Source organism: Gilvimarinus gilvus (assembly GCF_030518155.1).
Classification (GTDB): Bacteria; Pseudomonadota; Gammaproteobacteria; order Pseudomonadales; family Cellvibrionaceae; genus Gilvimarinus; species Gilvimarinus gilvus.
The window spans coordinates 122,986-143,544 of the sequence record NZ_JAULRU010000220.1; the positions used below are offsets into that span (position 1 = coordinate 122,986).

22 protein-coding genes are annotated in these 20,559 nt (G+C 49.7%); 7 read left to right on the forward strand and 15 right to left on the reverse strand.

The window, feature by feature from the left end:
- Positions 1-118: 118 nt before the first annotated feature.
- Positions 119-1,264 carry a flavohemoglobin expression-modulating QEGLA motif protein gene (locus QWI17_RS02965; RefSeq protein ID WP_302721005.1) on the reverse strand — a complete coding sequence of 382 codons (1,146 nt, stop codon included), beginning with the start codon at positions 1,262-1,264 and terminating at the stop codon, positions 119-121.
- Positions 1,265-1,275: 11 nt separating this feature from the next.
- Positions 1,276-1,944, reverse strand: coding sequence for a 2OG-Fe(II) oxygenase (locus QWI17_RS02970; RefSeq protein ID WP_302721006.1), 669 nt, complete (start codon positions 1,942-1,944; stop codon positions 1,276-1,278).
- 251 nt (positions 1,945-2,195) lie between these two features.
- On the opposite strand from QWI17_RS02970, the gene QWI17_RS02975 reads away from it, so the two are divergent.
- The gene (locus tag QWI17_RS02975) at positions 2,196-2,963 is read left to right on the forward strand and encodes an MBL fold metallo-hydrolase (protein ID WP_302721007.1); all 768 of its coding nucleotides are present in this window, start codon (positions 2,196-2,198) and stop codon (positions 2,961-2,963) included.
- On the opposite strand, the gene QWI17_RS02980 is transcribed toward QWI17_RS02975, so the two are convergent.
- The 3 genes from QWI17_RS02980 to QWI17_RS02990 form a co-directional block, all read right to left on the reverse strand.
- Positions 2,960-3,178 carry a 2-hydroxymuconate tautomerase family protein gene (locus QWI17_RS02980; protein ID WP_302721008.1) on the reverse strand — a complete coding sequence of 73 codons (219 nt, stop codon included), beginning with the start codon at positions 3,176-3,178 and terminating at the stop codon, positions 2,960-2,962. The genes QWI17_RS02975 and QWI17_RS02980 overlap by 4 nt on opposite strands.
- 100 nt (positions 3,179-3,278) lie before the next feature.
- Complete coding sequence (locus tag QWI17_RS02985) at positions 3,279-3,653, reverse strand: nuclear transport factor 2 family protein (RefSeq protein ID WP_302721009.1); 375 nt, start codon at positions 3,651-3,653, stop codon at positions 3,279-3,281.
- A 1-nt stretch (position 3,654) separates the two neighbouring features.
- On the reverse strand, positions 3,655-4,254 hold the full coding sequence (locus QWI17_RS02990; RefSeq protein ID WP_302721010.1) for a glutathione S-transferase family protein: 600 nt from the start codon (positions 4,252-4,254) through the stop codon (positions 3,655-3,657).
- 234 nt (positions 4,255-4,488) lie between these two features.
- On the opposite strand from QWI17_RS02990, the gene QWI17_RS02995 reads away from it, so the two are divergent.
- Entirely contained in the window at positions 4,489-5,358 is an 870-nt protein-coding gene (locus QWI17_RS02995) for a LysR family transcriptional regulator (RefSeq protein ID WP_302721011.1), read from the forward strand.
- 8 nt (positions 5,359-5,366) lie between these two features.
- Here QWI17_RS02995 and tpiA read toward each other — a convergent pair whose 3' ends face one another.
- Positions 5,367-6,119, reverse strand: coding sequence for a triose-phosphate isomerase (gene tpiA / locus QWI17_RS03000; RefSeq protein WP_302721012.1), 753 nt, complete (start codon positions 6,117-6,119; stop codon positions 5,367-5,369).
- A gap of 271 nt (positions 6,120-6,390) precedes the next feature.
- Here tpiA and QWI17_RS03005 point away from each other — a divergent pair, with 271 nt between their 5' ends.
- From QWI17_RS03005 to QWI17_RS03020, 4 genes are read left to right on the forward strand one after another with little or no spacing between them, the layout of a single operon-like run.
- Complete coding sequence (locus QWI17_RS03005) at positions 6,391-6,900, forward strand: RNA polymerase sigma factor (RefSeq protein ID WP_302721013.1); 510 nt, start codon at positions 6,391-6,393, stop codon at positions 6,898-6,900.
- Positions 6,893-7,297, forward strand: a complete 405-nt coding sequence (locus tag QWI17_RS03010; protein WP_302721014.1) for a hypothetical protein — start codon at positions 6,893-6,895, stop codon at positions 7,295-7,297. The genes QWI17_RS03005 and QWI17_RS03010 overlap by 8 nt, the downstream gene beginning before the upstream one ends.
- A 39-nt stretch (positions 7,298-7,336) precedes the next feature.
- Entirely contained in the window at positions 7,337-7,879 is a 543-nt protein-coding gene (locus QWI17_RS03015) for a DUF4252 domain-containing protein (protein ID WP_302721015.1), read from the forward strand.
- A complete protein-coding gene (locus tag QWI17_RS03020) occupies positions 7,879-8,403 on the forward strand; it encodes a DUF4252 domain-containing protein (protein ID WP_302721016.1) in 525 nt (174 codons plus the stop codon). The genes QWI17_RS03015 and QWI17_RS03020 overlap by 1 nt, the downstream gene beginning before the upstream one ends.
- Positions 8,404-8,491: 88 nt before the next feature.
- Here QWI17_RS03020 and QWI17_RS03025 read toward each other — a convergent pair whose 3' ends face one another.
- Both QWI17_RS03025 and pbpG read right to left on the reverse strand, forming a co-directional pair.
- Positions 8,492-9,643 (reverse strand): glycoside hydrolase family 5 protein, encoded by a 1,152-nt coding sequence (locus QWI17_RS03025; RefSeq protein ID WP_302721017.1) that lies wholly within the window; start codon positions 9,641-9,643, stop codon positions 8,492-8,494.
- Positions 9,644-9,807: 164 nt separating this feature from the next.
- A complete protein-coding gene (pbpG, locus tag QWI17_RS03030; RefSeq protein ID WP_302721018.1) occupies positions 9,808-10,710 on the reverse strand; it encodes a D-alanyl-D-alanine endopeptidase in 903 nt (300 codons plus the stop codon).
- Positions 10,711-10,951: 241 nt separating this feature from the next.
- Between pbpG and QWI17_RS03035 the strand changes: the two genes are divergently transcribed.
- Entirely contained in the window at positions 10,952-11,392 is a 441-nt protein-coding gene (locus QWI17_RS03035) for a DUF2780 domain-containing protein (RefSeq protein WP_302721019.1), read from the forward strand.
- 62 nt (positions 11,393-11,454) lie between these two features.
- Here QWI17_RS03035 and QWI17_RS03040 read toward each other — a convergent pair whose 3' ends face one another.
- The 7 genes from QWI17_RS03040 to QWI17_RS03070 all read right to left on the reverse strand — a co-directional run bounded on the left by QWI17_RS03040 (position 11,455) and on the right by QWI17_RS03070 (position 20,528).
- A complete protein-coding gene (locus QWI17_RS03040; protein WP_302721020.1) occupies positions 11,455-13,710 on the reverse strand; it encodes a TIM-barrel domain-containing protein in 2,256 nt (751 codons plus the stop codon).
- 11 nt (positions 13,711-13,721) lie between these two features.
- Positions 13,722-15,887, reverse strand: a complete 2,166-nt coding sequence (locus QWI17_RS03045) for a hypothetical protein (protein WP_302721021.1) — start codon at positions 15,885-15,887, stop codon at positions 13,722-13,724.
- A gap of 148 nt (positions 15,888-16,035) precedes the next feature.
- A complete protein-coding gene (locus QWI17_RS03050) occupies positions 16,036-16,449 on the reverse strand; it encodes a PA4575 family protein (protein WP_302721022.1) in 414 nt (137 codons plus the stop codon).
- A gap of 45 nt (positions 16,450-16,494) precedes the next feature.
- Entirely contained in the window at positions 16,495-17,727 is a 1,233-nt protein-coding gene (locus tag QWI17_RS03055) for a hypothetical protein (RefSeq protein ID WP_302721023.1), read from the reverse strand.
- A 40-nt stretch (positions 17,728-17,767) separates the two neighbouring features.
- Complete coding sequence (locus tag QWI17_RS03060; RefSeq protein WP_302721024.1) at positions 17,768-18,397, reverse strand: methylamine utilization protein; 630 nt, start codon at positions 18,395-18,397, stop codon at positions 17,768-17,770.
- A gap of 138 nt (positions 18,398-18,535) precedes the next feature.
- Positions 18,536-19,558, reverse strand: coding sequence for an alpha/beta hydrolase (locus QWI17_RS03065; protein ID WP_302721025.1), 1,023 nt, complete (start codon positions 19,556-19,558; stop codon positions 18,536-18,538).
- A gap of 85 nt (positions 19,559-19,643) precedes the next feature.
- On the reverse strand, positions 19,644-20,528 hold the full coding sequence (locus QWI17_RS03070) for a LysR family transcriptional regulator (RefSeq protein ID WP_302721026.1): 885 nt from the start codon (positions 20,526-20,528) through the stop codon (positions 19,644-19,646).
- Positions 20,529-20,559 lie beyond the last annotated feature (31 nt).

The window sequence follows — 20,559 nt, forward strand, 5'->3', positions numbered from 1 at the left end:
CTTCGCCTCAAAGTGAGGATAACGACTAATGTATTGTGCCCAGAAGTTCTGGTTATACTATAGCAGAGACAGCTAATATAACAGCGCTGACAACAATGGCAGAGCATGCCGCGCGGGCTTAGCGAATGGCGTGAACGATAAATTGTTGCACATCATCTACCGCGACCGGCCTTGCTACGGCTGGACTGATATATTTTGGTTGCTGCAACACTCCTTTGCCAATAAGACGCGTGATTTTGTCCAGATGCTCAATCGACAACTTGCCACACATCAGGTTGTTAAAATCTTTTCGGGTTTCAAAGGCGTTTATCACTTGATGGAACCCCTTAAGGTACAGGCAGTCTTTGGTAAAGCCGCCACCTCGATAGACCCGAGCGGTAATGGTAAAGGCAAGTTCGTCCGGCACACCATATTGCTCTTTAAGCAATGCAAACGTCGATTTGAAACTGCGCTCTTTAACCAGCGACTGCACCGCCACAACCCTGAGTGCCAATACCTTTAATCTGTCCACTGTTAAACTGCCAGACAAATACTCGCACAATATGGCCAAACCTTCCTGCGCGGTGGTGTTAACCGGTGAGCCAAGTTGCAAAACCCGCAAGCGCTGGTCTCGCGCATTCAATGTCGTCACTAAGTGTACGCCCAGCTCGTGGTGAGCAAGCGCTGAGATCTCTGTTTGAGTTACCCTAACCGATGCATTAATTTTAACTTGAGTGCCACTGACAAGCGCCTTCGCAATCATGCTGTCATCCAGCACGAGCTGAAAATCGTAGCCCTCTTGCAACGCAAATTGTCGCAGTGCTTCAACCAAAACAGGGCTTTCATGCTGTTGTTCCGGCTCAGCCGTCAGCCGCTCGGGCAAATGTAACAGAAATTCGGCATTGCGGATGTCCTTTTCTGTAGGCTCACCATAGTAGCGCAACGACTCGTATAGAAAATCCGGCGTCCCAATGGCGTTCAGCTGACCCAATTTGTCGGCGTAAGACCCGACCACATCAATGTAGAGTTCAGCCAGATCCGTATCATCAATATTCTCAATGGGTAAGGCATAGAGCGCTCGCCGCTTCTGGAACGTGTCAATACTGACGCTACGATAGGCAAATTCGGGATTGACGCTAAACCCGGAATTGAAAAACCGCAGCTTTTGCTCTTTGTAGTTTACCGGGGCAATGGCATCGAGAATATCGGTTCCCTTTACAACGTCGAATAAAGCCGCATCCAGACTGCGCCAAGTGGCTGGCATAGGTTCAATGTCAATATTCATGATTACTGTCCCTATCGGGGAGGATCAATACGCTGCGTGGTACTGGTATTGGTACGAAACCAGCCGGCTATGGCAAAACGATCACGCCGGGCTGGCAAGACTTCGTGAGGAAAATCCTCACTGAGAAAGACCACTAACGTACCACCTTGCGGCGATACTTTCACGTAGCTCCCAGCTGCATCGGTATAGAGCACCAACTCGCCACCGTCATCATCGCCCCAATCAGGGTTTAGGTAGGCCACTACCGAAAGTACTCGATTTCGCTCGCCCTTAAATGCGTCCAGATGACGCTTATAGTAAGCACCGGGAGCATAGTGAGAATAATGGCTTTCGAAAGAAAACATGCCTAACAGGAGTTGTCGGTTAAGCGTTGTCTGCAGTTTATTGGCCCACTGGCACCATAAAGCCCCCGAGATTGTATCCCCGGTGATCCAGACAATTTCATCGGTTCTAACTCGTTGCTCATGAAGGTAATTATGGCGCCGGCCAATGCCTGCGACGGAAAATTCATCCGCCGGCAGCGTATTGACTTGCCCAAGCAGCTGGCGAATCAAAAGTTCCGGTAGCGCATTTGGCAATATACTGTAGCCTGTATCGCGGATATCGTCTGCAATTTGACCAAATAAAGTCTCAGACTGTAGGGTGGTTTGGCCAATAGCGGTTTCGAAACCTGCACTCATCGCGTTGCCTCAGATATATGACCGCCCTGCGATCTGTTGTCGGCATCAATGCAAGCCTGCCAGCCATGTAGAGCCTGCTATTTATAGGAGTTTTTTGGCTTTAGCAAGAAAAAACAAGAAAAAAGTTTTTTTTGTTCTGACTTTCACCTCACTGTGTCTAACTGGTGGGGTAACTGGCAAGCATGTACAATTTTTAGCGCAGAGCGCTTGTTTATTCAGGCGCACCCGATTCCCGATACGAGTTATAGGTTATGTTAGGCATACAGCGCTTTTTTCTGAACAACCCGCTGCGCAACTACAACTACGTCATTCGCAATCCACAGGGCGCAGCGCTGATTATTGACCCTACCCAGGCCGACCTGACGATTCATTATGTTGAGCGCCAAGGGCTAACCCCGGACGCCATTTGGATTACCCATGAAGATCAGGATCATATCGGCGGTGCGGTTGAGGTCAGCGCATATTTCAATGTCCCTATATTTGCCCCAAAAGCCTTTAGCCACCTCCTTAAAGGTGCAGCCGGCTTTAGCGAAAGCGACATATTAAGCTTTGCCGGCGCGCGCTTTACCACCAAGCACTTGCCCGGACATACGCCACATCACCATGTATTTTATTGCCGGGCACAAAAATTGCTAATCTCTGGCGATATGCTGTTTAACTACGGTATTGGCAAGGTACGGCACGCTCAACACGAAAACATGTATAAATCCATTCGGTGGCTGGCCGGGTTACCCGATGATACAACCTTCTTAACCGCGCACGATTATGACCTTATCGGCTTGCGTTTCGCCCTGTCGCTGCAACCTGACAACGAAGAACTCAACACCAAGCTTAGCCAGCTGGAGCCACTAAAACCTGAGCAGCGGCCACTATCGACTATTGGCGAGCAGCGCAAGCTCTGCCCCTACTTTCAATTAGACAATGCTGCCATTATTCGCGCGCTACAAAAAAAAGGCATGCCCGTAGACACACCTTTCGCTGTTTTTAAATCTATTCGTTTGCTACGCGATGAGTTTTAAATGTCCAACGACGTCGAGGCACCGCGCCGCAGCTCTGCTACCGACACACCGCCAATCCCCCAGTCCACAGTAGATATTTCTGAGATCAAAACAAACGTTGTCGCCGGATCTTTTCCCAGTACGTCTACCATCAGTTGGGTTGCCCCTGATACCAGTCGATTTTTCTGCACAGCGGTGACATTTTCATCGGTAATTTTTATCTCAACAATTGGCATATCAAATTCTCCAACAAACTTTGCGTCCGGCGCCCTGCCGGACATGGATATTTAATAGTCCGAACTTCGCGATCAGCGCGCATAGCCGGTACGGTGATATTTACAGACTACTGTCTGCGTACATTTTGCTGACTATTTTCCACTGACTGTGTTCGCGCAATAAACCCAAAAAATCGAAATACTCGGACCCGAGCAACGGACAAATTGCTTGCACCATTGCTTGATTACCGTATACCCCCATCGACACTATCCGATAGAGGTAAGGAAGACCGAGCTCGGCGGGTACCGGCCTACTTTCAACTTTTGCCAACCATTGCGCTAAGGAGAGCCGAACCCCTGGTGCGCATAAATGGCAATCTTCGTCGAACACGGAAGACAGTGTTGCAGTATCAGCGTGATGCAAACCGGAAAAGTAAACATCAATAACGTCGCTAATGGCTTGAAGATCACTGGCAAACGAGGGCGTGCCAGCCATATTAAAGCGCCTCCTGTTGTCGCAAGGCTTTGGCAAATGCGGCGCCTGCCAGAACGTCGGCAATCATCGCCTGAGCCTTAGGGCCAATGGTAATATCGACAGGGAACAGGTCACCCCAGCGCGCATAGACTGCCAACAAGACATCCGCCGCCGCAATTTCACGCCCGCCCAAATACGGTTGATTTCCGAATCTAAGCTCCACCACTTGCCAAAGCTTATTAATTTCCACTGCCGCTAGATTTAAAAAATCCTGTTTCGCCTGAGCGTGATGCAAGTGTGCCTGGGCAAAGAACAATCGACCATACGCCGGGTGCATACTGGCGTTAGCGAAGGCGATATTTTCAATGGCGCGCTGGCGCTCATATCCTTGCTCGGGCAGCAAACGATTTGGGTGACTATTGAGTAGGTACAATAAAATCGCGGCACCTTCTGTGAGTACAGCGGCGCCCGTATCCAAAGCCGGCACCTGCATGGTTGGGTTGATCGACTGATAGTCGGCAACGGCATCGCGATTTATTAGCTCCACAGGCTGTTCTAGCATATGCAGAATAGTCAATGTCGCTAAAGAACAGGTGTCGGGAAGATAGTATAGAGTGTACATAGAGCCTCCTGGGCCGGTTGACTGTAGGGCTCAGTTTCGCAGACCAACCCCAGTCCAAAAAGGCCGCTTTAGGAAAATTTCATTTTCCATAATGGAAAATATCCTTTCCCTTTTTTAATCCAGAATATCTTGCACACCAAAAAATATAGGCATTACTGCACTATAGTGTGACTTATAATTGCCAATATGGAATGATAGGCCTAGCTACAACAAACCTATACTGGAGGTAGAGACGTGGATAAATTGCGGGCCATCAGGCTCTTCGTGCGACTGGCAGAAACCATGAGCTTTACCGCCGTAGCGCAGGAATACGGGGTAACAGCCTCGATGGTAAGCAAGGAAATCAGCAAATTGGAAAAGCAGCTAAACGCCAGGCTGCTACACCGCACCACTCGCAATCTCACCTTAACCGCGCTGGGAGAAGGTTATCTGTCGCTAGCACAGGACATTGTCAAGCAAGACGAAGGGGCTGACGCCTTGGTGCAAGCTATGCAGGGTAGCTACCAAGGCAAGTTGCGCATTAACGCCCCCATGGCATTAGGACTTACCGACTTAGGCGATTTCTTCGCCGACTTTATGCGAATTTTTCCTGACATTGAGCTGGATATTCACCTCGGGGACGAGGACCTGGATCTAGTCGAGCACGGCTTCGACTTGGGCTTTCGTGCCAGCAGTCGTTCGCTAGACTCCCATTACGTCGGCAAACCATTGAGAACATTCCCCTACTGCGTGTGCGCTTCCCCTGAGTACCTTCAGGCCCACGGGCTGCCGCACAGTCCTACCGAACTTGCACAACACAATTGCTTTGTCTACAGCTACTTTAAAGGAGGCGATACCTGGCCCTTGGACGGCGCAACCCACATTAAAGGTACACTAAGGGTGAATAGCACTTTGTTTATGCGTGACGCAGTTGAAGCCGGCCTTGGAATTGGCTTTATGCCCGAATTTGTTGTGCGCGACCAGCTGGCCCGCGGAAGTCTTACAGAAATCCTAATACAGGCCTCAAAGCCCGAGCTTACCCTTTATGCTCTTTACCCCAACCGCCGATACCCACCGCCGGCGCTGCTAAAGTGCATTGAACATATGACCGATTGGTTCAATTAGCCAGATCACTAACCTGTTCCGGCGACACGACATATTTGCACAAAGTGCTCCGGGTCCAGGCTGGCGCCGCCCACTAGTAATCCATCCACGTGATCAATCGCCAATAGTTCGGCGGCGTTATCTTTTTTAACGCTGCCGCCATAGAGAATTTGCACGCTATTCGCGTCCTCTCCCAACATAACGACCAGCTCGTCAAAGATAAACTGATGTACTTCACCGACCACTTCGACACTGGCCGCCCGCCCGGTGCCAATGGCCCACACCGGCTCATAGGCAACCGCCAGTGACTGGCCATTCAGGCTCAATCCTTCCAGAGTATGGTGCAGCTGTCGGTACAAAATATCCCGTGTTAGGCCCATTTCGTACTGTTGTGCGTTTTCTCCGATACAAATGATAGGCATAACACCAGCAGCCAGAGCTCGCTCTACTTTGGTACGGCAGGATTCACTGTTTTCCAGAAACACCTGGCGCCGCTCGGAATGCCCAATCAGACAAAACTGACAACCAACCTCTTTTAACATCTGCGCAGAGGTCTCACCGGTAAAGGCGCCCGATTCAAACTTACTGACGTTTTGGCTGCCCACCATAATGGGCGAATTGCGTAAAAACGTTACCAGTTCACTGATATAGACATAGGGTGGGGCTATTCCCACCTGAACGTTAAAGTTTTGGTTGCGTATGGACGCGACCGAGGTACAAATCAAATCGGTACCGCCATTTAATTTCCAGTTGGCTACAACCAACGGCGCTTTCTTTGTCATAAACCCTCCACGAGGCCGCAATTGGCCCCGAAACCATCCATCCCACATCGACCGCCATACCAATTAAGGTTTTTGGCCTTACCAATATAGGTTAACACAGCATTTTGGTATGTCCAATAGTCTTAAAGACCATTTCTACCCTTTAGCGTAGCAGGCTGTTGCATCAGATTGACGGCTTTGTGCGTCTTATTATTAACCGATGGCAACGTTTCGCATCATAAAGCAAAACTATTTGTAACCTTTTTACAGCAGGCACGTTTTAATCAGTAACATGGAATTTAAATACCGCACATTAGTAAACCAACATCAACGGCATGTGTATTCATTAGCGAAGCACATGTTGGCTGATGGCGCTGAGGCCGAAGATGTATGCCAGGACGTCTATATTCGTTTGTGGCAAAACATCGACAAGGTTTCCGAGGAGGCGGCAAGACCTTGGCTACTGCGGGTGACGCGCAATCGCTGTATTGACTACATACGTAAACGGCAGGAGAGCAGCGAACTACCGGTTACCCTTGAGTGCGAACGCGCCGATGGGCGTCCTGCCAAGGCACTGGCCAATGCGCAACTTAGCCAGTGGCTGAAAGCCTGCATTGGCAAACTAAAGGAGCCCTATCAAACCATCGTGATATTGGCAGACATTGAACAACTGACAGGCAAGGAAATAGCTCAGCAGGTCCCGAAAACCGAAAATCAAATTAAGGTGTATTTACACCGGGGCCGCAAGAAATTAAAAGCCATTTTGCAACACGGGTATTCGCAGCAGGTGGATCATGAGTAAACACGTAGATGACAAGCAGCTAATCGAACGAATTTACTGCGAAGAGATCGAGCAGGAGGATTTTCCGCTGGTAGATGTACCGGAGTCCCTGCATCAGAAACTCTACCACATTCCACGTCAGCATGGAAAGCAAACCGTTCGCCCACGCTGGCTAAAAATGGCTGGTGTTGCAGCCAGCGTGGTTATGTTTTGCGCGCTCTCGTTCTCACTGAACGAGAGCTACCAAGAGTACCAATTGCATCAACAGGCGCAACAAGAGGTAAAGCTCGCTTTATTTTATCTCAACAAAGCAAACGAAAAAGCGGCACACAGCATTCATAAAGAACTTAAGGAACAACTGCAAAACTCCACAATTGATCCGGTTATTAATACGGTAGTCGACGTAACATCCGGTTAAAGAAAACTCATTTTTAGTGTATAGCGCGAGGTTAAGCGTATGAAAAGTTTCAAAAAATCATTATCAACATTGTATTCTGGGGCAGTATTGGCCAGCGCACTGCTCGTCAGCGTCGCGGCAGGCGCAAGCCCTGCGGGTAGCATAGATTTCGCTGACCTATCCAGCGCGTATGGTGAGGCCAAAGTTGAAATCAACCTGCCCAAGTCGCTAATCAATATGGTAGGCACCCTGTCTCAACAAGAAGACCCCGAAATTGCCAATGTATTGAATGGTGTTGATTTCATTAAGGTGCGTGTTTATCAACTCAATGGCGAGGCGGAAGCCGCTCTCAAAACACTCGACACGGTCACAAGCAATATTCGCAAACTTGACTGGCAACCTATTGTTAGTGTCAACGAAGAGAAAGAAAAGGTAAGAATTTTTTCTAAGATGACTGAAAACGTTATGGATGGCTTAGTGGTTATGGTCGTTGACGAAAACGGCCCCGGCGAAGCGGTATTTATTAATATTGTTGGCCAAATTGACCCCAATAAAGTCGGCGCCATCGCCAATAGCATGAACATCGATCTGGGAGATATCTAATGAAAAAGTTACTCATAACCGTTATAGGGTTTGTGCTCGTAGTGGGAGCGGGAGTTGCAATCGCCACCGCGAAGTCCGGCCCAGACCAAAGCCATGTCGGCTACGCTAACTACAGTTTGGATAACGTTAAGGGGCTAAAAAGCAAACTTTCACTGAACTTGGGCAGCTGGACTCTTAAACCTCTAATTTGGGCTGCCAGCCAAAGCGATTCCGAAGAAGCTAAATTCTTGGACAATATCAGTGGGCTGGATGTGAATTTTTACGATGTGAACGCGCCAACTGAAGTCATCACGAGTCAACTAGGCAACTCACTGAGTGCTCTTGAGGCTAATGGCTGGGAGAAAATTGTCGCTGTCAATGACGCAAAGGAATATGTTCGAATTCTCACTCTCACCGACGGCGACGTATTCAAAGGGGTATTGATTTCGGTCATTAACGAACGCGAGGCCATTTTCATCAACGTGACCGGCAGTCTACACAACGACGATCTACAACACCTGGTGGCAATGAGCAACGAATGGTAAGTGCGCACTAAAAAGGGAGCCGAAGCTCCCTTTTTAGGTACATATTCAAGTACTAATTTTTAACACTTTTTCGTGCGTACTTTTACCGTTACTGGGCGTTCAAATCAGTCATTACCTTTTTAAAGAACGCGCCCTGCTCGGAAGGCGTAAAATCCCAATCATTGATAAGCGTAGGCGACCAGTCTGGATCAAATACCCAGGCGGTCCAGGCGATATCCCGCGCTTCCATAAACTCAACAATTTGCGGGCCGTAGGTGCCTTCATCGTGAATAACGGGCACATGAGCGCCATAACCATCCGCACGAACCCAACCCAGCTCAGTTGCCATGACCGGATAATTTTCGGCAACGTAGCCCCAGGTTTCTTGCCATAAAGCAAAAAAGTTTTCCTTAGACTTTACCTCGGGTTTGGCTTTTTGCGGGTAGGGGTGAATGGTATAGGCAATACCCTCACGACGCACTGGTGCATCGGCGACCATAGTTAAATCATAGGCCCAGTTGAAACCAGACACCAGTGGAATGACGTTTTTGTCGTAGACGTAAATCAAATCGATGAGTTCTTCATGAATGGCCCGAAGCCCTTCCCAGCTCGCCTTACCCAAGGACTCCGCGCCATTGCCAATAAAATCGTGGGTGGGTTCGTTGAGAAGCTCATAGACTGCAATAGTTGGTACACCGCGATAGCGTAAAGCAACCGACTGCCAGAACTCACGGGTTTCATCCATGTTGGTGACGTACATGGGATGCTGATACAGAGCCGACTGTATATTACCGATAATGTGCCAATCGAGAATCAAGTACATATTGTGCGCATTGGCCCAACGTACCGCTTCATCAATACGCTCGAAATACCAATCTTTGCCTTGACGGCGCCACCCTAGCGGGTGCACAGGAATCCGTACAACATTAGCCCCCCAGGCCGCCACTTCGGCAAAAATACGCTCGTCCCATCGGTTGTCGTAAGCGAGCTTGGCCGGATCGGCGATATTGACGCCACGCAGTACAAAAGTGTTACCACTTTCATCGACCACCTTTGCACCGGCAACCGACAAGACATCCTGTTCATTGACAAGCGTTGCGGTATCAAAGCTCTGGGGATAGGGAATATTCCAGAATTCGGCTGAAGACTCCTGCGCACTGGAAAATCCGTGATTCTGGGTTGATTTATGCTCAGGCGATGTCGAACAGGCGGTTAACAGCGACACTAATACTAACGCCAAGCAAGGGAGGTTTACATTCATAAGTCACCTACATTTATATTATTATTTAACCCGCTATAAATTGGATTACTGTTTTGCAACCCGATTTATAGCGCAACAGCGGGCTGTCTGCAAATGATGTGTGCGGAACAATGGATCTGAAAGCCACTGACCACACCGACAATGACTGAGTTAAAGCGTTTACCTCAGTCCTGAGCGATCTGCACAACCGAGAGCTTTTGCGCCTTATCTTTCTCATACTGGGCCGCAGCTCCGGCTATACGGCCACTTGCAGTTCCACTTAACCAACGTCGTGTGCGACCAGCATCTCCCAGCGGAGTGCGCTTGCCAAAAGAGTCGAGAAAGACAAACGCTGTCGGCTTGTTTTGGACATTGGCCACCATGACTAAGCAGCGGCCCGCTTCGCTCAAATAACCCGTTTTGCTCAGAAGCACATCCCAACGGGAGCTGCGCACCAGAGGATTCGTGTTGGCGTAATACAGAGAGTAACCGGGGTGGGTAAACCACACATCGTGCTTGGCACTGGTACTGGCGTTGCGAATCTCCTCATAACCATACGCCGCCGTCAGCATGGTCACTAAATCATCGGCGCTAGAGACGTTCTCGATTGACAGGCCACTGGAGTCTACAAACTGCGTATTCTCCATACCCAGTGCTTGCGCCTTGTCGTTCATAGCCTGAATAAACGCGTCATAACCCTGAGGGTGGTGCCATGCCAACAAATAGGCTGCGTAGTTCTCCGAGGACATAACCGCTATGTGTAATAAATCTTTGCGTTTGGCGCGCGAGCCTGGCCGAATTCTGGAATAAGCGTTGGCCGCGGCAGGAAAGTGCCGTTTGGTCACCTCTAGGCGCTCGTTTAAATCAGCTCCCGAATCCAACACAACCATTGCGGTCATAAGCTTGGTAACAGAGGCAATTGGCACCACCCAATCGGCGCGCTTCTCGTACAAAGCGCTCCCATCGTTGACCGAAGCCACCTTGGCACTTACCGACGCCAATTGCAGATTATCGGGGTTCGGCGGCTCAGCGTGAGCGTTAAAACAGAAAACCCAACCTGCAAGCAAGAAAATGAGTAAATTGCGCAAAATTTCCGATCCTAATTCTTTTCTTTTCAACTGTCTGCCAAGGCAACAGGGTAGCACGAAATGGCACATTAAATAGCATGAAGCACTGCATTATTGCGCCAGTGTGACGCGCAACGGCCGCGGCTGGAGCCAACAACGCCAACTGGACCGCACTTGTGCAATGCCTGTCATATCCGATTCACTAATATTCCGCTAATATAACGGTTTTAGCGGTTATTTCCTCACTATGGAGTATAAGGATATGAAGCGACTTTTGCTTGTGTGTGTGTGTTTGTTTGTAGGCGTCAATGCCAGTGCTTTAGATTTGCAAGATGTAGGAAACCAACTATCGGGCTCTGAAACTTCGGCGCCAGAGAGCTTAATTTCATCGCTGACCGAACAATTTGGGATCACCTCAGATCAGGCCATTGGCGGCACATCGGCTCTGGTAGCGATGGCAGCTAACAACCTATCCGATGACAGTGCATCGCAGTTGACAGACATCATTCCCACTAGCGGTGGCGGCTTGACGGACACTCTGATTAAGCAGGTCACCAGTATGGAAAGTGTACGCAGTGCCTTCGACACATTAGGCATGGACCCGGCGCTGGTGGAGCAGTTCACTCCCGTAGTATTGGACTATGTCAGCAGTAATGGTGGTAAAGAATTACTGGGTCAATTAACGTCACTTTGGGGCGGTTAACTTGCTCAAGGCCGGGGCAAGGCAAGCGCCCTGCCCCGGTTACTCCCTCGCCCCCCGAAGAACTACCAGCTAAGCTGCAACTGAGTTGACTTGCCGGCGGGCAGATTAAATCGGTAGCCGGCCTCAGGTAAATCACTCTCCATCGTCACAGCCTGGCCGTTTAGCGTTGCTTTTTGCGCTGGCTGCTCCAGATAAACCACAACGTGTGCGCGATGCTGTAACTCAGGCGCGGTAAATTCCAGTGACGCTTTGCCACTTTTAAGCAACATGGGTTTGACTGCATCGCCATCGTGCATATCGACATACTCGAATTTTTCACGCTGCCCCGCCTGCCCCGGTGTAACATGAATCACCAGCTCAGGGGCACTTAGTTCACCTTGCCAGCGCTTAGCGCTGCCGCGGTATACATCACCCGTTACGTAGATACTGCCCGCTTTGACAAAAACGGGAATGTGATCAGCAACCAACGGCCAATTGACGGTCGCCGGCCCTTGAATCACTTTGCCCGGCTCATAATAAGAGCGCCACTTGCCGTTGGGGAAATAGATCGAGCGCGCTTTCGCATTTTCTGTAAACACCGGCGCCACTAAAAAAGCATCGCCAAACACGTACTGATCCCATAGGGTGTAGGTATTCTCATCGTGCAAATACTGATACGCCATAGGCTTCATCAATACGCCTTGCTGTGCCGAGCGGTTCGCTAATGAGTAATTGTATGGCAGTAACTCCATACGCTTTGTTGCCGCATTGCGAAACACCGACTGCAGATCTTTTGAGTATTTCCAGGGCGGGCGATCCTCTCCCTGGCCCGCAATACCATCGAGCTTAACCTCGAACATGCCGCTCCAGCTACTCCATTGTAACCAGCGCGCGTAGAGCTGCTCGTCAATACGACCATCGCCAAGGTACCCGCCGGTATCAGAGCCCCACACCGGAAAGCCCATAAAACCCACACGAATGGCGTTTGCCATATTGCTCGCCATGCCCTGCCAGTTAGGTCTGACATCGCCGCCCCATACAGCACTTAAGTAAGGCTGTGAACGGTGGTAAGCCGAGCGTGCAAAGTTAAATTGATCATCGCCATGATGGCTGCGTAAAAATTCATCAATGACTTTTGAATACAAATACACATAGTGGTTGCGCGATTGAGATTCGCTCGTTTCCTTGTGCCACTTAGCGGTCACTGGGAAATTTTCATCGGCGCGATCCATTTTATGCCCCTGCACCCCAACCTTGTATTGCAGTTCAGTCAGGCGATGTTTAAATTCCTTAAGCGCGGCGGGGTGAGTTAAATCTATATAGCTGCGGTGATTGGGAAGCAAACCCGGGAAATCCAGGTCACCAAATGTCATTGGACCAACCCAGCTCATAAACGCCATACCGAAATCGTCATTAATGGTCTTAATCCATTGCTCGGGGTTTTCAAACCCTTCGGCAAAATTCATTTTTGACCACTTGTGTCCGCCATCGCTATAGGGGCGATCGACAAATGTTGCGGTCAGGGGAATTTCCAGCCCAGCAAAGCGAGACAAATCATCAATAATTTGATCTTTCCCTCCCCCATTATGATCGCGCCACACTACTGGCCCTAATGCCCAGGCTGGAACGTTTTTGGGATCGCCAATAATGTCGTAGTAACGCTGATGTATCGCCACACCATCTTTGCCGTGAATGACATACCAATCCAATGCATCAGTCTGGTGATAGATTTGCGTCTCACCATTCACCCCCAACCGATACTGTCCCTTGCTAAAACTGTCGAAAAAACTCGCATAGCCTGCACTGCTCATATAAAAGGCCGAGTAGGCCGACGCGTAGTTCTCACCATAGTCTCTTTCGCCAAGGGCGTAGACTTCGACATCTACGGTTTGCCCACGCAAATCCGGGTTTTTCTTGTTAGCGGGGTATAGTTTTTCAATCAGTCCGAAGTAGTGCTCATCCTGATCCTTAAGGGTGATCGTTATATGATTAAAAGTGTCGTGCTGCGTCTGAAACCGAAATTTTCCATTATCAAACGAAACCTTAACGTCCACCTTGCCTGGAAAATTCTGGCTATAGCCATCACCGCTCGCCAGAGCCAGTGTCACATCAAGGGAATTGCCAGACTTTTTGATACTGTCGATGCTTGTTTCGATAAAATTAAAACTGAAACCGGTAATCTCGGCATAGGTATCGCCGCGAAAATTAAGCAATATTGTTTGATCTTTATTCTGCAGGCCATAGTCACCCCATTTCCATTGCTCATCCGCCTGAGTGATACTACTTAAGGCAAGCACAAAGAGCATAACAGCCCCTTTAATACTAGAGTGAACACACATAACAATCTCCGTTAAGGCAAAGGATTAATATTTTCAACACGCACTGTCCATCCAGCGGCCGGGAAGCCTGGCGCGTGACGCGACGGAGAGCCTTCCCAGCCTGCCGCCATCATGGCAACCGCGCTCAAAAGTGCGCCATTACCCGGCAAATATATTGGCAGCGAGTCTTCCTGGTAGTTATGACCATTGTTGAGATAGGTGTTCTTGGGAACCTGCATTAATAATGCATCAATAGCTTGCTCTGTGCGCCCCAAACGAGCCGCCGTCATAGCCACCAGCGGATAATCCCAACCCCAGGTACGCTGCCAGTTCCAGCTTGCGAAAATTTTCGTAAACGAATTATTCAACGCGCTTTTGTCAACATCGTGCCCCGGTAACATCCCCAAAATTCCCAACACGCTGGGGTGGTCATTGAGGTGTGAAGCGTCTTCGAATGTATTCAACGCATTGCCCGCGTTGACGTAGTGATTATTGAACTTGGGCAAAGGCGCTAAATATTGCAGGCGATCGTTCAGAGCTTCGTCTGGCGCTAGCTGCAACCGGTTGCGCCATCGTTGGGCCAACTGTAAACCATAGCGCCAGTAAGCCAGTTCAAACGTTGGGTTATGGGTTTCGTCCGCACTGTAAATTTCTTGCGCCGGTATAATTGGCCCCGCAAGATCATAGACTTGCGTTTGCTCATTCCAAACCAAATAATCCACCATGAATTCAGTTGTGGCGAGCACAATCTCTTTATACTGCTCGAGAGATTCACGGCTTTTACCGTTTAATTGATACAAAAGCTCAGCAAAGTAAATTGGATGCGGCTGTTGCCAGACCAGGAAAACACCAATCGTTGATGGGCTTTCCGCGGCATTAGGGCCTACCATTTTGGGCCAGCGTGCGCCTTTGTACCCCTGCCTTGCGGCCTTGGCTGTTGCTTGCGGCAATTGCTCTTGGTACCAAGCCAAACTTTTTTCAAACAGAGTCGGCTTATTCCATAGCGCATAATGCACTCCGTGCCACCAGTGCATTTCCAAATGAAATTTTCCGTACCAACTATTGCAAGTAAGGCCAGTTTCCGAGGGAGGTAAAGAGCCTGATGTTTGAATGGCAGTCAGGTAACGCGACAGGATTATCCGCCGCTCAAGTTCATGAGCACGAGAATCTTTTGAAAGAGAAAGGTCGATTGCCCCGCCGCTCAACCAAAAGTCTTGCCAGTGCGCTTTAACCACAGAGAAATCACGGTTAGCGTCAGCGGGCACCAACAACAGCTTGGTGGGTGCGTAGGTTACGGAGAATGAAAGTTCCTCTGCAGTACCTTGCAAAACATAACGGTGTGCATCCGTTTTTTGCCAACGAACTTCGCCTGCCCATGCAATGGCCACGTAGTAAACGGTGGCGTCGAGCGTTCGCTTTAGAATAATCCCCTGCGCGCGTTGCTCTACAACTTCCGTCGTGTGTTTTTCCGGACTTTGCCAATCAGCTGTTTTTTTGCCCCAGCTCAGAGTCCCGTAGGGAAATTCAAACTCGACGGCTAAATCTTGTTGCTGTAGCAGTTTGGACGACGCGGTTACCGTTAACTGATCCCGCTCCGGGTGCACGGCGGTTTTTACAGTCACCAACTGCCCGTCGAGTTCAAACTGGCTGTTGACTGTACCCTGCCACATATCGAGCTTTTGACTGATAGCAGAAATATCAGTAACTCCGATCGACTTATCGCGGCGGGCAAAACCTACCCGGCCTAGATGCAAGCGGTGCGGATTCGCCCGCAGCCATTGCCCGGCGTCAGAGTGTTGCTTAGCGGCGTAGCTAATATCGCGCCCGTCCACGTTATACCGTTCGAAAGTATCGCTGAGCTGATACCCGTCAACATTGGGCGTACTGTGCCACCCCCATTGACTCAGTGTCCCCAATGGAATGCCCTGTTCATAAATGTTGGGGAACGTCTGCAAACCCGTCGCGTCCACAGTCACGGCAAACTCACCGTTGCCGAGAGAGAAAGGTGACAGAATATCTGGTGATTGATTGATAGGATTATGACGATTGACGAGTGCGTGCCTGTCAATGGGTAGCGTGGACGGATCACCTGCATCGGGTGCCGCCATCGTGGTAAGACCACCCGGTATTCCACAGAGTACGGACATCGCGCTCACCAGCGATAACGAAGCGGGCAATGATTTTATTATTGTGATCATCAAGATGACCTGCTGTTATATTAGGCTTTTGCATATCCTAACATATGGTCATATTGAACATAAGAATATAGTTGCGGCTTGTACTCAATATTTTGGGTGTGACTTGCGACGCAATCTTCCGACAATGGCCGCTATTTACTTGCGCAAATCACCAATCGAGGAATACATCCTTAGGATCAAAATCGAACTTTAACGCGTTTTCTTGCTTGATCTCGCGGGATATTTTTATGTCCCGCTGCGCGTTCAAACTCCATACCGGGTGAGCACCGGCGGCGATTTGGTAGTTCTGCTTCAGCAGTTCAACGACAATGGCTCTTCTTGCACCCAAGGCAACATCCGTAGTCTGAAACGGCCCCTGCTGAGTCGAACGCTCAGGCGTATTGTCGCGCCCAGCGTAGGCCAGTAAAGTGGCAACGCCATTGGGTTCCAGACGCAGATGAATCTCCACTCGCCAATCACTTCGTGTCAGCACAATGGCACTGGTAGAGCGAGGAATACTGTGTAGCCCCTTACCATTCACCGCATGACCTCGAATACAGAGTTTGGTGACGTGAGACAACACAGTGGCGCAGCGCAAGCCACAAGTCGCTCGGTCGCATTGTTTTGATCAAAATCGATACCTGGCATTGAGTTGCCACTGAGTCTGTTGCTGATTCGCCTGCTCCCACCACAATTCACGATTTTCCACATAACTGTCGGTAACCATAACCTCCGTGCCCACTTGCCAATGACGACTCAAGTTCCAACGCCACGCGACGGCAAAACTGTCACCGTTACTATTATTGGGGTCAAACGACCAGTGGTCTTTATCTTGTACCTCGAAGCGGTCGTAGCGCGCACTGAACCGGTGCTTACCCAAAGTGTGACTTAACAAGACATAGCTGGCTTGATAATCGTTATTGACTCCAAGACTGGGCCCCATGGCAGTGCTACCATCCATAAATTGCGCAATAACCCTGGTGCGTTGCGACAGTTTCAACAGCCAGGCTGCGGAGAAAAATTTGGTATCCCAGGCATACTGGCCGGTTTTATAATTGAGCGCTCGCGGATCACCGTTATTATCGTAGTAATAAACACGCAACTGCGAGCGTTTAAGATAATCCCAATGTCCACCTATGTAGTACCCAAAACGACCATCGACTTCTGAAAATGGCAATACTTCGTTCGCCTGACGGCTCAGCCGCGGGTCGTCAAACGCGGGGTTATCGGCAAACGCTATGCTTTCGTTATAAACGGTCTGTCGATCATGCATCGCAAAACCGCGCCATGCCAGTAGGCTGCCAGCAGGGTCATTGGCTTTAAAAATCGCACCGACTGCGGTAAAGCTGTGAGGGCTGTGAAAACGGCGGCCGGGTCGGCTAAACGCAACTTCACCACCGAACACACGCAACTCTTCCCCCACCCAACTGTTTATGGCTGAATTGCTGTACAAATACGGCGACAGCCAGGCGATGTCAGGGTTTTCAAGCGACAGGGCGGGGTAAAAACCACCGGTCTTAACTTGCCACTGGTAGCCATTAGCGCTCAGCGGCTTATATTTTAGATACGCTTCGGTAATGCCAAGCTTGGTATCGACATCATCATTAATATGCGCGACACCATGCAGCGACCACGCGCTGAGAAAATCATACTGGGCCTGTAACACGCTGCTACCAACACTCAGCCCTTCATGCTGATCACTATAGCGATGCAGGCCTGAGCCACTATACAGCCAGGGCTCAGGCGTGTCAGACAGTGTTCCCCTAAGCTCTAGCTGCCCTTTAACCTGCAAGGAGCTGGCTTGAACCTGCAGACAGGCAAGCAATAAAAGAAAAAATCCAATACTGCGCCTGCTGTTCAAACAGACGCAGCTATCCAACCATCGCCACCTATATGTCAGCTTAGTAGCCATCAAATTCATCCGCTTGATAGGGATCGACCGCAGGCGTTAACGCTTGCGCCACTTTGATAACCTGAGCACCGGAGCGAACCGTGTGTTGCTCGGTTGCACTTAAATTTTTAAACCGCGCATGCCAAACTGACAGATCGGCGGAGTCGCCATCTACACTCAGGCTCACTTTACCCTCGGCGTCGGTGACCGCAAAGGTATCGGCATCGACTACTACAATATAACCCAGCATCCAATCGTGAATATTGCACCCCAGCTGAACTACCCCTGCTGTGGGAAACAGCAAAGGCTCGCCCGGGCTATCTTTGTAGAGCTTGATCTCGAAACGTTTTACCGGCGAAAAAGAATAGACATGATGCATGACCGAATCGGAGTTGGGAAAGGCCACCCGACTGCCGGTGGGAACGGCCAATACACCGGGCTCAAATTGTCGATTACGCTGGTTCATCACATAAGGTGTCGCACGCGGGGTTACATTGCCTCCCGGCAACCACACCACCGCACTCGGTAAAGGGCTACCATCAGCGTCAGTGACCGTCAGTGATATTTCTGCCGCCACTACTGCCTGCGCCGTATAACAAAACACAAGCGCAATTGTAAATCGTGCTATCCAGTTATTCACTGTATTCCCCTAAGTTGGCTACCAGTATAGACCAGATGCCGTTCTACTTTCGCGACACACGCGGCCCTAAACCCAATCAATTAAGCCACGCTATGTTCTCCACGCCCATACAGCAAGCCTGACCCGTGTCGACTTTTGTCACAGGTGCTCATGTAAAAACGGTACTATATCCTTTTCTAAAACTGGCACGGCGTGAGTGTCAAAACAGCTGTCAAACACTTCCAGGCAACCAGAATCCATGTATGCGTGATTATTCCCTTCATACACAATCAGCTCGGCGGGTTGGCTAGCATTGCGCATTTTGTCGACATAAACTTTGATCGATGCGGCAGTGGTGGTGGTATCCTCGCTGCCAACATGATGAAGCTGAGGTGGCAGTTTATACTCGTCAATAGCCGGGATATTGTATAGAGGTGACACCATACGGTAGTGCTCGGGATTGCTGTCGACATTCACCTCCCCACCAAACATACCGCGGGGCTCGGCCTGAGCAAATTGCCAGAATATATTCTGTGCGGTCTCAAAACCGCCTTGCGCCGTACCCAGCAGATCAAACGCTCCATAGCTAACAACCGCTGCCTGTACTTTTAAGCCATCTTCTGAGGCCACTTGTTCAGCTGTTTTGCCTTGCGGCAACCATGTGGGGTTGAAACCAAGGCTATCGCCACTATAACCGTCTGATTCCAGTTCACGTCCGTGCGTTAAAATCATTGATGTCAGGTGGCCTCCGGCACTGTCACCGGTAATCGCTACTCGTGTAGGATCACCACCATACTGCGCAATATTGGCTTTTACCCAAAGTAGACCGCCAAACACGTCTTCAATAATCTCATTCATGGTCGTCGTATTGTTTAAAGTCGGCAGTAGACGGTAGTTTATATTCGCCACCACAAAACCGCGCTCTGCTAAATACTGACTCATTGAATCCATGATCGATTCGTTGTTAATCAACCAGCCGCCGCCGTGATAAATCACCACAACAGGGTTTAAATCCTGATTCGTTTTAGGACTGTAAATATCCACCTTAAGCGGATAACCCTTCGGCTCCGCCCAAACCAAATCATCGACCTTGGTAACTTTGTGAAGCTCTTTGGCTTGTAGGCTCAGTGAAATTACGAGCATTACCGCGACAAAATGTAATTTTCTCAAAGTAGAATACATTGCATTTCCTTTGTTTATTCATTATTCCGGCCGAGATTAGAGTAGGAATCAGCTTCCGCACCAGCCAATTTTCATCACTTTACCCTTACTTACGCGCGGTCGCCATTTGCAAAAACGCATCGATATAATCCACTTGGTTGTCGACCTGCCGAACCCCCAAATAAATTTGCTTACTGACACCGGCTTTACCCAATGGCAGGGCCATAATAGGCAATGTTTGCGCATACTCCTCGACTAGCCAACCGGGTAGAGCGGCAACACCCCTGCCCGAGGCTACTGTGTGCAACATAATGTCGGTTGTTTCGATGGTTTTGTGGCGTTTAGGCGATATACCCGCTGGCTGTAAGAATTTATTGTAAATATCCAGCCGCTCAATGGGTACCGGGTAGGAGATAAGCACCTCTCCGGCCAAATCCTTCGGCTCCACATACCGGCGGTCGGATAACCAGTGATTCAGCGGCACGACTAACACCTGCTGATAATCAAATACCGGAGTAAACACTACCCCAGGTTTAAACAGAGGGTCAGGCGTCACAAGTAAGTCGATATCGTGCCCAAACAGAGCGGCCATACCGCCAAATTGAAATTGCTGTTTCACGTCTACATCGACATCAGGCCAAGCCGATAAGTAAGGACCCACTATCTTAAGAAGCCATTGGTAGCAGGGATGACACTCCATGCCAATTCGCAAAGAGCCCCGCTCACCAGCGGCCATTTGAGCGACCACCTGCTCGGCATGTTCAAACTGTGGGACCAATCGGTTTGCCAACCCCAGCAGATATTCACCCGCCGTGGTCAGGCGCAGTTGCCGCCCCTCCTTTTCCCACAGGGCAGTTCCCAAACGCTGTTCCAATTTTTTGATGGAATGACTCAAAGCCGACTGGGTAAGATTTAAATGCCCGGCGGCACGGGTCAAGGTGCCCTTACTTGCTACGGCTTTTAGCAACTCCAGGTGGTGGCGCTCAATCATAGACAACCCATGAATATTATTAATATTTAGA